This is a genomic window from Mucilaginibacter sp. P5_A6 (genome assembly GCF_056400585.1).
Genome location: NZ_JBFUKZ010000006.1, coordinates 279,736 through 292,443, shown reverse-complemented (window position 1 = coordinate 292,443; position 12,708 = coordinate 279,736). Strand labels below are relative to the sequence as shown.

10 protein-coding genes and 1 pseudogene are annotated in these 12,708 nt (G+C 39.0%); 7 read left to right on the top strand and 4 right to left on the bottom strand.

The genetic code is table 11. The features are described 5' to 3' along the window. Positions 1–330, bottom strand: a pseudogene (locus AC1DO4_RS09015) (OmpA family protein); the annotation flags it as partial. A 148-nt stretch (positions 331–478) separates the two neighbouring features. Here AC1DO4_RS09015 and AC1DO4_RS09010 point away from each other — a divergent pair. Then, entirely contained in the window at positions 479–1,768 is a 1,290-nt protein-coding gene (locus tag AC1DO4_RS09010) for an aminopeptidase P family protein (RefSeq protein WP_477414977.1), read from the top strand. 39 nt (positions 1,769–1,807) lie between these two features. On the opposite strand, the gene meaB is transcribed toward AC1DO4_RS09010, so the two are convergent. Beyond that, complete coding sequence (gene meaB, locus AC1DO4_RS09005) at positions 1,808–2,710, bottom strand: methylmalonyl Co-A mutase-associated GTPase MeaB (RefSeq protein ID WP_477414975.1); 903 nt, start codon at positions 2,708–2,710, stop codon at positions 1,808–1,810. Between the two features lie 106 nt (positions 2,711–2,816). Between meaB and AC1DO4_RS09000 the strand changes: the two genes are divergently transcribed. The 4 genes from AC1DO4_RS09000 (at position 2,817) to AC1DO4_RS08985 (ending at position 7,715) form a co-directional block, all read left to right on the top strand. Next, positions 2,817–3,812, top strand: coding sequence for a glycosyltransferase family 9 protein (locus AC1DO4_RS09000; protein ID WP_477414973.1), 996 nt, complete (start codon positions 2,817–2,819; stop codon positions 3,810–3,812). Then, positions 3,800–4,870 (top strand): glycosyltransferase family 4 protein, encoded by a 1,071-nt coding sequence (locus AC1DO4_RS08995; RefSeq protein ID WP_477414971.1) that lies wholly within the window; start codon positions 3,800–3,802, stop codon positions 4,868–4,870. Before AC1DO4_RS09000 ends, AC1DO4_RS08995 begins: the two co-directional genes overlap by 13 nt. Positions 4,871–5,012: 142 nt before the next feature. Further along, on the top strand, positions 5,013–6,881 hold the full coding sequence (locus tag AC1DO4_RS08990) for an ABC transporter ATP-binding protein (protein ID WP_477414969.1): 1,869 nt from the start codon (positions 5,013–5,015) through the stop codon (positions 6,879–6,881). Between the two features lie 36 nt (positions 6,882–6,917). Then, the gene (locus AC1DO4_RS08985) at positions 6,918–7,715 is read left to right on the top strand and encodes a DUF5672 family protein (RefSeq protein ID WP_477414967.1); all 798 of its coding nucleotides are present in this window, start codon (positions 6,918–6,920) and stop codon (positions 7,713–7,715) included. Between the two features lie 4 nt (positions 7,716–7,719). On the opposite strand, the gene AC1DO4_RS08980 is transcribed toward AC1DO4_RS08985, so the two are convergent. Next, positions 7,720–8,613 carry a glycosyltransferase gene (locus AC1DO4_RS08980; RefSeq protein ID WP_477414965.1) on the bottom strand — a complete coding sequence of 298 codons (894 nt, stop codon included), beginning with the start codon at positions 8,611–8,613 and terminating at the stop codon, positions 7,720–7,722. Between the two features lie 326 nt (positions 8,614–8,939). On the opposite strand from AC1DO4_RS08980, the gene AC1DO4_RS08975 reads away from it, so the two are divergent. Further along, positions 8,940–9,947, top strand: coding sequence for a hypothetical protein (locus tag AC1DO4_RS08975; RefSeq protein ID WP_477414963.1), 1,008 nt, complete (start codon positions 8,940–8,942; stop codon positions 9,945–9,947). Between the two features lie 54 nt (positions 9,948–10,001). Here the strand turns inward: AC1DO4_RS08975 and AC1DO4_RS08970 are convergent, their stop codons facing one another. Next, a complete protein-coding gene (locus AC1DO4_RS08970) occupies positions 10,002–10,685 on the bottom strand; it encodes a porin family protein (RefSeq protein ID WP_477414960.1) in 684 nt (227 codons plus the stop codon). Between the two features lie 192 nt (positions 10,686–10,877). Here AC1DO4_RS08970 and AC1DO4_RS08965 point away from each other — a divergent pair, with 192 nt between their 5' ends. Next, a complete protein-coding gene (locus tag AC1DO4_RS08965) occupies positions 10,878–12,602 on the top strand; it encodes a glycoside hydrolase family 3 protein (RefSeq protein ID WP_477414958.1) in 1,725 nt (574 codons plus the stop codon). Positions 12,603–12,708 lie beyond the last annotated feature (106 nt).

The following is a 12,708-nucleotide window of genomic DNA, read 5'->3' as shown; positions in this document are numbered from 1 at the left end:
GTTATCTCCCTTTACTTTACCGCCATGGAAATCTAATTGTAACCCAAATGGATGTGAAAGTTGTTGCCTAAGAGAGACACCGTAGCCAAGGGCAGGTTTAAAATGAGATGTTGCATCAGTTCCAAACGGGATCATTGCTGAAGTAACACCAACATTGGCACCAATGCTAAATGTTTTGTACTGACCAAGACCACCAAATACTTTTGGTGTAGTGGTTTCAGACGAAGTAGTTGCTGTTTTGGTGGAATCGGTTTGAGCATTAGCCATACCTACAACCATCAAAGAAGCAAATGACAATGCGACTGTTTTCTTTAATGTAGAATAATTCATAGTTTTTAAGATTAAACGATTTTAATTGTGATTTTTTTCAAATTTAGTAATTATGTTTGAAACCTTGACCAAACATTGTTCCAAAAAATGTAATAGTTACACAAATAAGTAAAAAAAATTGATTTATTAAAATAATCAACAGTTTAATATGAAATATTCGGCAATCCCCACTTCCATATTTACAAATAATAGAAAAAATTTCGTTTCGAGAACAAAATCGGGCTCTATTGCCATTTTTCACGCTAACGACGAGTTTCCGGTGAGCGGAGACCAGAGTTTTTTATTTAAACAAAATCCTGATTTTTTTTATCTCACAGGTATTGATCAGGAACAAAGCATATTGATATTGTATCCCGATTGTCCTAATAAGGTATACAAAGAAGTACTTTTTTTAAGACAAACCAACGAACACATTGCCATTTGGGAAGGGCACAAATACACCAAAGAAGAGGCAAAGCTGGTATCGGGAATCGAAAATATTTATTGGCTTCATGAATATGATACAATTTTACATAGTATTATAAATTATGCCGAACATATTTACATCAATACCAACGAGAATGATCGGTACGCTCATACTGTACCATATCGCGATCTGCGGATGTATGAGGCTTTAAAACAGAAATATCCTTTGCACAAATATGAACGATCGGCCTTGATATTAAGAGATCTGCGGGTTGTAAAATCAGCAATGGAAGTTGACCTTATTCAAAAAGCATGTGATATTACCAGCGATGCATTTGTGCGGGTGTTGAAATTTTTAAAGCCGGGCGTTGCAGAATACGAAATTGAAGCCGAAATAACGCATGAGTTTTTAAGGCAACGTGCCACGGGGCATGCCTATAGCCCCATAATTGCATCTGGCAAAAATGCTGTTGTGCTTCATTATATTGATAATAACCAGGTGTGTAATGATGGCGATATCATACTTTTTGATTTTGGTGCTCAATATGCTAATTACAATGCAGATATGAGCCGGTCGGTACCGGTAAATGGCAGGTTTACCCCACGCCAGCGTGCTGTTTATAATGCTGTTTTGCGGGTTATGCGTGAAGCAACGAGTATGATAGTGGCCGGAACCGTTTTGAACGACTACCAGGATGAGGTTGGAAAAGTAATGACCAGCGAACTAATAGGTCTTAAATTGCTTGATAAACACGATGTTGCAAAGCAGGATGCTAATGCACCGCTTTACAAAAAATATTTTATGCATGGCACATCGCACCATTTAGGGTTGGATGTGCATGATTTTGCAAGCAGGTATAAAAATTTTGAAGTTGGAAATGTATTGACTTGCGAACCAGGTATTTATATTCAGGAAGAAGGGCTGGGGATAAGGATTGAAAATAATATTTTAATTACCCAAGATGGTAACCGCGATTTGATGGCAAACATACCAACAGAGGCCGAACATTTAGAGGAAATAATGAACAGTTAATTTGTTAACTGAACAAGTTTGCTGTTAATAGTAAAGCACCTATTTTGCATAGGTATCCACAAAACTATACAGATTAAAGTTTTTGTTGGTTAAGGCTTCAGCAAGATGTTGCTGAAGCTTTTTTTTATCAATATGCTGCGTTAATTTATGCTGGATTAGTTTGTATGCTTTTTCTGCCAGTAACATTTCGCGGCGTTTGTTTTTAAGGTTCGATGATGTTTTTATAAACGCTGCAACTTCTTTAATGCCCCCTGCCTGCGATGCTATGGTTTTAAAAATAGGGGAGTGCCCGTCTTTTTTTTGCACGATTATTTTTTTTAAACTATTAGCAAAAATATCGGCATCGGCCCTGTCAGCTTTATTGATAATAAATGCATCAGCAATTTCCATAAGGCCCGATTTGATATGCTGGATCTCATCCCCCGCTTCGGGTACCAGTACAACCAGGGTAATATCGGCCAGGCCCGTTATCTCAATTTCCGACTGGCCAACACCAACTGTTTCTATCAAAACATAATCAAACCCGGCAGCCCGTAATACATCGGTCATCTCGATAGTTTTGGCCGAGAGCCCCCCTAAAGATCCACGTGTTGCTAATGAACGTATAAAAACATCAGGATGGTTAAAATGTGATGCCATCCTTATCCTATCGCCAAGCAGCGACCCAAAGTTAAATGGCGAAGTGGGATCGATTGCCAAAACGGCTATTTTACGGTTATCCTTTAGAAGTACGTCTATCAAGGCATTCACGAGGGTGCTTTTACCCGCTCCCGGCGGGCCGGTAATACCAATTATAGGGGTTGGTTTGTTGAAAGTAAGGCTTTTTAACAAAGCGTCGCTTTCGGCCAAATCGTTTTCAACAATAGTTAGGGCACGCGCCACCTGTTTAAAGTTGATGTAATTAGTCATTCCCGGGTTATTAAAAACAGCTGTCACATTCATGCTTGTAAATGCAAATGACGAAAATTATCATTACATAAGGCAATTTAATCTTTATTATTGCAGTTGAACAGCTGTTAACTTGTCAGTAATTGCAACAATAAGCACAATGCCCCAATCCGTACAAACAAAAACGCAGCACATATTAATCAGCCGGACAGATGCTATAGGAGATGTGGTACTTACCCTGCCAATGGCGGCTTATTTAAAAGAATTGATTCCAGGAGTAATTGTTTCATTTTTGGGGCGTACATACACTCAACCTGTAATCAATACCTGTACTGCTGTTGATACTTTTATTAATTATGAGGAAATAAAAAAACTGCCGCAAAATGAACAGATTTTTTATTTAAAGGATAAAAATATTGATGCTATTATTCACGTGTTCCCCAATAAACATGTTGCCGAAATAGCAAAGGCAGCGGGTATAAAATTACGAATAGGTACTACTAACAGGGTTTTTCATTGGTTTACCTGCAATAAACTGGTGAAACTAAGCCGTAAAAAATCCGATTTACATGAGGCCCAACTGAACCTGATGTTATTAAAGCCCTTAGGGTTATTGTTGGTGCCAACGTTAAATGATATCATTAGTCACATTGATTTCGAACGCAAAACATTGCTGCCTGCAGAAGTAGCCGGTAAACTTTCGACACAAAAGTTTAACCTTATCATTCACCCAAAATCACATGGTAGTGGTATGGAATGGGGGCTTGATAATTTTGCCGGGCTGATTAATGCTTTATCACCCGATAAATACAACGTGATTATTACAGGATCAGATAAAGAAAAGCTGTTATTAACAGATTGGATAGGAACCCTGCCTGCCACAGTTACAGATATGACAGGCAAAATGACACTGACACAATTGATAATTTTTATAAGCCGGGCTGATGGACTGATAGCATCCGGAACGGGGCCTTTACATCTGGCAGCTATGACAGGCATTAATACATTAGGTTTATTTCCGTCGGCAAGGCCAATCCATCCGGGACGATGGGCTCCATTGGGGAAAAAAGCGGGATATTTAGAAAGCGGGACTAATAACCTCGATCTGATTTCGGTTGATGTGGTTGATAAGCAAATAAAATTATGGAAAAAATAAGCACGCCGAGGGTATTAGTTACATTGGATTCAATGCGTTATCCAAATACAGGCTTGTATTACTTTGGCAAAAGCTTAGGTAAAGCGCTTATCAGACAAAACAATGAAAAATTTGATCTGAATTATTTTTTATACCCCAATACATTGGAATTTGATAATGACGATGTTAAAAAAGATTATTTCAAAAAGTATCACAAGTTTTTTTATATCAATAAAAAAAATATTAGTCTTTTTCATTTTACCGATCAGCATTCCAGGTTAAAACCCAAAAAGGTTAGGTCAGGTAAAAAAATCCTTACTATACACGATATAAACCAGGTACACGAAAACCAAAATGCCAAACAGTTAAAACATTACCTAAAAAAATTAGGTGAACGTATATATCCATGTGATAAAATTGTAACTATCTCGGATTTTGTAGCCAGGGATGTTTTAAATTATTTTCCGGATGTAGCCGGTAAGATCAGGGTAATTTATAATGGTGCTGATAAACTTGAGCTAAAAAGTGGCCACCAGCCAGCCTATAAACCCCTAAAACCATTTTTATTCTCGATAGGAATAGTATCGGCAAAAAAAAACTTTCATGTATTGCCGGCTTTACTGGCAGGTAACGATTATGAATTAATAATAGCAGGCATATTAACACCTTACAAAGAAAGCATTATGGAATATGCCAAAAAGTTTGGTGTTGAAGACAGGATAAGGCTTACCGGGCCGGTTTCTGAAAATGACAGGGCCTGGTATTATAAAAATTGCGAAGCTTTTGTTTTTCCATCTATTGCTGAAGGGTTTGGCTTACCAGTAATTGAGGCGATGCATTTTGGCAAGCCTGTATTTGCATCAACCCGAACTTCGCTGCCGGAGGTTGCCGGTGATGCCGCCTATTATTTTAACACTTTTGACCCGGAAGATATGAAGAATACGTTTAATGAGGGAATGCAGCATTTTAGCAAAAGCGACCAATCGGCTAAAGTGATGGCTCATGCCAATAAATATAACTGGGATAAAACAGCACAACAATATATGCAAATTTACCAGGAGTGCCTTAACAATAAGTGATCAGAACTGTTTTTTAGCTTGCCGGTATAAGCTAAACAAATAGTGTGTTTTTAATCTTTATTAGGGGCAACAACGGGGCTAAATATACATGCACTGCGTCTACGTTGCTAATTTTACATAGTTTTGTGCTTTAATATTTTAAATGAAAACTTATTTCAGACTGTTATCTTTCGCCAGGCCAATTGGCAAATTCGCTGTCCCGTATTTTATATTAACATTACTATCTATAATATTCAATACTTTAAATTACGTACTGTTGGCTCCTTTGTTAAAGGCAATTTTTAACCCGGGAGCTGCAGGGAAAGCATTGGTGAAACCGTTAAACTGGTGGAATCCTCTAAACGATCTATCTTATTTTGCCCAATTGGCCAATCAGCGTTATGGTACTTTAGGTGCGCTGCAGTTTATTTGCGTAGCCATTATAATATCGGTATTGTTAAGTAATATATTCAGGTATTTTTCGCAACGCATTATGGAAAACCTGCGCATTTTTACCCTGCTTAACTTACGCCGCACGGTTTTTAATAATGTGATGAATCTGCACCTTGGCTATTTTAATAATGAGCGTAAAGGAGATATACTTTCAAAAATATCGGCCGATGTGCAGGTAGTGCAATTTTCGGTTACCGGTACCTTACAGGTGGCCTTTAAAGAGCCTTTTCAATTGTTGTTTTACCTGGTAACCTTATTTGTAATATCGGTTAAGTTAACATTGTTTTCTATGCTAATTATACCGGTTTCGGCCTTTGTAATATCCAGGATTGTTAAGCGGCTTAGGGAGCAGGCAAAAGAGTCGCAGCAAACTTATAGTAACATGATCAGTAATCTTGATGAAGCTTTGTCAGGTATCAAAATCATTAAAGCGTTTAATGCCGCCCCTTTTATTAAAAACAGGTTCGATCACGAAAATAAGGAATATTCAAGGATAACCCGGGCTATGGCAAAAAGACAGCAGATGGCATCACCGGTATCCGAGTTTTTGGGTGTTTTAATGGTTTCGGGCATTGTGCTGTATGGTGGTTCATTGATCATTCATCATGAAGGGGCTTTAACAGCCGAGAACTTTATATTATACATTGCCATGTTTTCGCAGATCATGCGCCCGGCTAAAGCTATCTCAGATTCATTCAGTAACATCCACTCAGGTATCGCAGCCGGCGAACGCGTATTGGCACTGATAGATGAAAAACCTTTAATTAATAATGCGCCGGATGCCGTAGCTATTACTGATTTTACTGATAGTGTAAGGTTTGAAAACGTATATTTTGCCTACAAGGATAAGCAGTCTGCCAAGGATAAGGAAGCGGGGATTGTTGATGATGCCAATAAATCTGTATTGAAAGGGCTTAACCTGGTGATACCAAAAGGGAAAACCGTTGCGCTTGTTGGTCCGTCCGGAGGTGGTAAATCAACACTGATGGATATGCTGCCTCGTTTTATTGAACCCCAGGAAGGCACAATTTATATTGATGGTAAGAATATTCAATCCGTAACTATGGAGTCATTACGGGCGATGATGGGGATAGTTAACCAGGAGTCTATATTGTTTAATGATACTATATTTAATAATATCGCCTTTGGTAAAACAGATGCTACCCAGGCACAGGTAGAAGCTGCGGCACGTATTGCCAACGCACATAATTTTATTTTGGAAACAGGGAAGGGGTATCAAACCAATACTGGCGACCGGGGAACAAAACTATCCGGTGGACAAAGACAAAGAATTTGTATCGCAAGAGCTGTACTTAATAATCCGCCAATCATGCTGCTTGATGAGGCAACTTCGGCACTGGATACCGAATCGGAAAAATTGGTTCAGGATGCGCTGAACAACCTGATGAAGAATCGAACATCGCTGATCATTGCGCACCGCCTTAGTACCATACAAAATGCCGATTTAATAATAGTACTGGATAACGGAATGGTTGCAGAGCAGGGCACGCACATTGAATTATTTAACCGTAATGGGTTGTACAGGCGTTTAATAGATATGCAGGCTTTTAATGGGTAACAAGCTATATTATTGTTTTATTGATAAAGGATTGATATGAAAGTAGCTGTTGTTATACCATTTTATAAAGATAAGCTATCCGCTTTTGAGAAAATTGCGCTGGAGCAAGCCCGGAAAGTTTTATTTAGCTATCCCATAATCGCCATAAAGCCTGAAAGCTTGATATTGACCGGCGAAATAAATGCATTTCCATTTACAGATATCATAAGCTTTGATGACAATTATTTTAAAGACGTTCAGGGCTATAATGCTTTAATGCTTTCTGATGGCTTTTATAAACGTTTTTTAGATTATGAGTTTATACTTATACACCAACTGGATGCTTTTGTATTTAGTGATGAGTTAAGCTATTGGTGCAACCAACCGTATGATTACATTGGTGCTCCATGGATTCGGGTAGCCGAGTACCCGGATTTTATTAAAGCATTTAAATCAAAAATTCAATTTTACTACCACGCCCGTTTTAACGTACAAAAAAATGGATTTCCATCGCCTATGCAATACGAATACAGAGTGGGTAACGGCGGGTTTTCATTACGAAGAGTGAAAAAATTTCATGATTTGAGTATAAGCATGCGCCACAAAATGGAAAGCTATTTAACACGCACTGAGCATGAATTTAATGAAGATATTTTTTGGGGTATTGAAGTAAATCGCCGACGTAAAATATTAAAAATTCCAAACTACAAAAAAGCACTTAAATTTTCAATTGAACTGGCTCCCGTACGTTCGTTTAAATTAAACAACAACCAGGTACCATTTGGATGCCACGCCTGGGATAAGCATCTTGACTTTTGGCGGCCAATATTTAAAACCTATGGATACGATGTATAGCAGGCTAAAGCTGTGTACTGTTTAAGGTAAGGTATTTTTTAACGATATAGAATTTCAGTTTAAAAAACAGCTTAATATCGAGGTTTAAAAACTTTTTATTTTTCCAAAGCATTTTAAATGCAGTTGTAATAGGATAGTTGAACTTGATTAGCTGGTCAATGAAATGTTTAAAGGTGTTTTTTTCTATATAAACAACCTCGTGGGGAGTAAGCGCTCCAACATTTTTAGGCAAATATTTGTTCCATTTATCATGCAGTTTTAAATTTTCCTTCATCCAGGTTTTATCGTAAACGCCTTCAGAAAAATGATCAAGTAATATATCATAACTAACAGCTACCTTATACTTTTGCCCCACTGATAAAGAGAAATCAATATCATAGCCGTGAAATTTTTTGAAAGTGATTTCGTCAAACATAATTTCTTCGGCTATACTTTTAGTTGTCATCATAAATACACCATCAACGCAGGCTACTTCTGCCAGGTTTTGATTATTGGGGTTATGATAAACATGTTTTGATTGCTTTTTTTTATGCTTAAATGATTGGATAATATTGGCGAATGAGGTACCTGATCCTGCCCCTCCCCAACCAGACGGACTTATTGCTTTATAACTGCTGCCTGCGATACCTACTAAACCTAATGAGGGGTCGTTGTAAAAAAGATCAATAAGTTTTTGGCCCCAGTTATGGGATTTAATTAACACATCTTCATGCATAAAGCATAAAATATCATACTGGGCTTTGAAAATGCTTTGGTTATAAACCTGGCATATACCCATTTCGCCGTTGCTGTTGTCTGTTGAAATTATTTCGTGAGGAACCCCGATTGTAGCTGCAATATTATCTCTTACCTGTTTAAGATGAGCACTATTTGCAGATGAAATAATAATTGAGATCATTATTAATTAATTGTTTTTGACAAAAGTAGTTCAGTAATATAACGAATAATTTTAGCTTTTAATACAATAATCATTCCTAACATTAACATTACGTGTAGTTTTGTTAATTCGCTACAGAGATGATATTGAAAATATGATAAAACAAGCCCTCGAATGATTTTAAGTGGAGAGAATGGATATAACTGATCTTTTACATCTGGGGTAATCAACTTTTTGCTGCACTTAGTAAAATAATGAATAGTTTTTGCTGCATTATCATCAGAACGCCTATATTTAAAAACTAATTTAAACTATTCAATTAATCAATTTTAACGGGACCTGTTGATGTGATAAAGTGCTATGCAAATACCAAAATATACATTTTTTGTCCCGGGGGATTTGCAACAGGTGGCCCCGAAGCACTGCATCAATTAGGAGCACAACTTATATCATTGGGCTTTGATGCTTATATGTATTACTATTCTCCCGCACCCGATTTAGGCGATTTGGTGCATAACAACTATAAAAAATATAATGTGCCGGTAGCGGGGGAACCGGAGAATGAGCCACAACACATCATTATATTGCCAGAAACCTATTTAATACCCATTTTTGAATACAATTATCACAGGATAAGGAAAATAATCTGGTGGCTAAGTGTAAACAACTATTACATTACGCAGCAGTATATAGTAGATGGTATAAAGCACAAAAAGTTTTTTAAGCTTCGAACTTACTTTGGCAATTTCCGCATAGCGTCATTCAGTAAGCTCAGACGTCGCCAAATTCAGCACATCAGCCATTCTTATTATTCGCTGGTGCATCTGCTCGAGAATGGCATAAAACCTGCCGGGCGAATTTCTGATTATATGAACAACGAGTTTTTTGATGGCGTTGATGAAAGTATCGCCAAAGAAAATATCATTATTTACAACCCGGTTAAAAATGATGAGTTCTTGGATCAGATCATTAGTTTAACCCCAGCCTTAAATTGGATACCTATAAAAGGTATGATACCGACACAGGTAGCCGAACTAATGAATAAGGCAAAATTATATGTCGATTTTGGCTACCACCCCGGCAAAGAGCGCATGCCACGAGAAGCCTGTATTATGCGCTGTTGTATGATAATTGGCAAAAGTGGCTCAGCGGCGTATACTGAAGATATGCCCATCCCCGAACGATACCGGTTTGATAAAAGTGAGGCTCTGATTCCCGAAATTATCACACGAATTAACGAATGCCTTGGCAGTTATGAAACCCTGGTAACAGATTTTGAACCTTACCGGAAGGTACTTTACCGCGAGGAGCAGAAGTTTAAAAATGATGTGCAAAAAGTATTTGTAAGGGCCTAAAAAAAAGCCATTCGACTATCCGAATGGCTTTTTAAAGTGTTTTAGCTGCTGCCGTTACTGAAACTTAAATCCCAACCCAATCTGCCAAACCTGGTTGCGGTAATCGGGCAGGTATGAATCATTGTCGGGATGATTGGCCGATAGGTCGATATTATATCTTGCCCTAAGCTCTACATTCCTGGCAACATCAACACTTAAGCCTATAACGCCGCTTACATTGGTTTGGTCGCCGCGGTTATTATAAAAATGTTCGTAGTCGGTAGCAAAATCGGTTTGGTAAGTGTTATTGGTTGATGTTAAAAAGTTAATCGAAGGGCCTACCAAAAAGTTAAAGTTTGGTGCAAGCTTAACTTTTAACAGCAATGGTACATCAATGTAATTGGTACGCTGTGTAAACCTGCCATATTCGGTATTTGCGGCATATCCCTTGCCCGAGTACATGATCTCGGGAGCAAACGATAACGGGTAAACAATAGGAATATCCAACGTTAAACCTGCATGAAACCCGGCTATGGCATCGGTACTGAAATTAGAATCGTAAGCATCAATGGTGTTTGAGATATTTAAACCGGCGGCTATGCCAACCTTTACACGGTAAAAGTCATCGTCCTGCCGGCGGAACCTTTCGCGTCTTTCATCCCTATGTGGTGGTCTGCGGCGCGGAGGCCCATAATATCGCTGCGCGCTTGCTGTGTATGCTGTAAATAAGCATAAGGTTAAAAAGATAATTTTTTTCATTTTATAGTTGTTTTTAAAGGTAATGAAGCTACCATGAGCGCTGTTTTAATTTTTGCTCATGATGTATTCATGATTAGTTTGTTTTATATCCATAGAGTAAAAATTAAGCCAAAGGTTTATTACGGGGTTTAATTTTTGTAATAATTGCATGCCAATCAATCTGCCAAAACAACATTTATACTACATTTGGAAATGCCAAAATTGAAAACCAGTTATTGTTTTATCTTAATTACCACCCTTAATTTTATTGCTGTAAACGCTTTTGCACAAAAGGAAAGCTATATAGAGAGTTTAAATAAGCAAAACCACTGGGTCGATTCGGTTTATAAAAAGCTGAGCAAAAAGCACCGCGTAGCGCAGCTGCTTTTTGTACGGGCCCATACGAATAAAGGGCAGGCTTACGAGGATTCGGTAGCTAAGGTGATCAAAAAACAGCAAATTGGAGGCCTTGTATTTTTCCAGGGCGGCCCCGGCAGGCAGGTTAACCTCACCAATAGATACCAGCAACTGGCAAAAGTGCCCTTACTGATAGCCATGGATGGCGAATGGGGACTCGGTATGCGTTTGGACTCCACCATATCGTACCCATACCAGATGACTCTTGGCGCCATACAGGATAATAACCTGGTATACAAAATGGGGCAGCAGGTAGCTTATGATTTTAAGCGGATAGGTGCCCAGATAAATTTAGGCCCCGATATGGATGTAAACAATAACCCCAACAATCCGGTGATCAACTACCGGTCCTTTGGCGACAATATGTACAATGTGGCTAAAAAAGGTATTGCTTATTTTAAAGGTATGCAGGATGCCGGTTTACTCACCACGGCCAAGCATTTCCCCGGCCACGGCGATACCAATGTGGATTCGCATTTTGATTTGCCGCTGTTGCCTTACAGTCACGGCAGGTTAGATTCACTGGAAGAATATCCTTTCCGCGAGGCCATCAACGCCGGCATTAGCGGTGTGATGATAGCACACATGAGTATCCCTGCGCTGGATAGCACTACACATTTGCCGTCAACCCTTTCGCGCCCTATCATTACCGGTGTTTTAAAAGATTCGCTGAGGTTTAAAGGATTGGTAGTATCTGATGCTATGGAAATGAAGGGCGTTACAAAATACTTCCCCGACGGAGAAGCCGATGTAAGGGCCTTTATTGCAGGTAATGATATTATCGAATTGTCCGAAGACTCCAAACGCGCCATCAAGCTTATCCGCAAGGCGGTGCGTAAGGAAAAGGTAAGCAAAGAAGAGTTTAAAGCCAGGGTAAAAAAAGTGTTGGCTGCCAAATACTGGGCCGGACTTAATAATTACCAGGAGGTATCGCCGGTAAACCTTGGCGAAGACCTTAACGGGTCGGCTGCTAAAGAACTGGTGCAGCAATTAAGCGATGCGGCGGTAACCGTATTAAAGGGTGATGCATCAACCTTAAAGCTTAACCCATTTTTAAAAACAGCCATTTTGAGTATTGGTGTTTCATCGCCTACCGTTTTTCAGCAGGAAGCAGCTAAAAACTTCCCGAATAGTAAATTATTTATGGTTGATAAAAATACCCCCACCATCGAACTTAAAAACATATTGGGTTTATTGAGCCAGTACCAGCAGGTAATAACAGGCGTGCATGATACCCGCCTGCGCCCACAAAGTAAGCTGGATTATACCAGCGATGTAAAACTCATGATAGCCGACCTGGCCGGACGCCCAAATACCGTAATCGGCGTTTTTGCCAATGCCTATACCATAGCAGGTTTGCCCGGCATCGAAAACAGTAACGCCCTCATGGTATGCTACCAAAACAGCCCCGAGCTGCAAAAATCTGTAGTAAAAGTACTAACCGGCAATTTAAAACCAACCGGTAAGCTCCCCGTAAGCGTAAATGTGTTTTTCCCTACGGGGACGGGGATAGGGTTGTAATAACCTCCTACAATCTACTTATAATCCAGTAATTATAAGGTAGGAAGCAATCTCCACATAGACAGATTGGCCATGCAATAACGCCTTGCTGGCGACTCTGTGCCTT

What these genes read in the sequence shown, in the direction of transcription:
- AC1DO4_RS09010 (WP_477414977.1), top strand. Translation starts at nt 479, where the DNA reads ATGAAATATTCGGCAATCCCCACTTCCATATTTACAAATAATAGAAAA.
- meaB (WP_477414975.1), bottom strand. Translation starts at nt 2,710, where the DNA reads ATGAATGTGACAGCTGTTTTTAATAACCCGGGAATGACTAATTACATC.
- AC1DO4_RS09000 (WP_477414973.1), top strand. Translation starts at nt 2,817, where the DNA reads ATGCCCCAATCCGTACAAACAAAAACGCAGCACATATTAATCAGCCGG.
- AC1DO4_RS08995 (WP_477414971.1), top strand. Translation starts at nt 3,800, where the DNA reads ATGGAAAAAATAAGCACGCCGAGGGTATTAGTTACATTGGATTCAATG.
- AC1DO4_RS08990 (WP_477414969.1), top strand. Translation starts at nt 5,013, where the DNA reads ATGAAAACTTATTTCAGACTGTTATCTTTCGCCAGGCCAATTGGCAAA.
- AC1DO4_RS08985 (WP_477414967.1), top strand. Translation starts at nt 6,918, where the DNA reads ATGAAAGTAGCTGTTGTTATACCATTTTATAAAGATAAGCTATCCGCT.
- AC1DO4_RS08980 (WP_477414965.1), bottom strand. Translation starts at nt 8,613, where the DNA reads ATGATCTCAATTATTATTTCATCTGCAAATAGTGCTCATCTTAAACAG.
- AC1DO4_RS08970 (WP_477414960.1), bottom strand. Translation starts at nt 10,685, where the DNA reads ATGAAAAAAATTATCTTTTTAACCTTATGCTTATTTACAGCATACACA.
- AC1DO4_RS08965 (WP_477414958.1), top strand. Translation starts at nt 10,878, where the DNA reads ATGCCAAAATTGAAAACCAGTTATTGTTTTATCTTAATTACCACCCTT.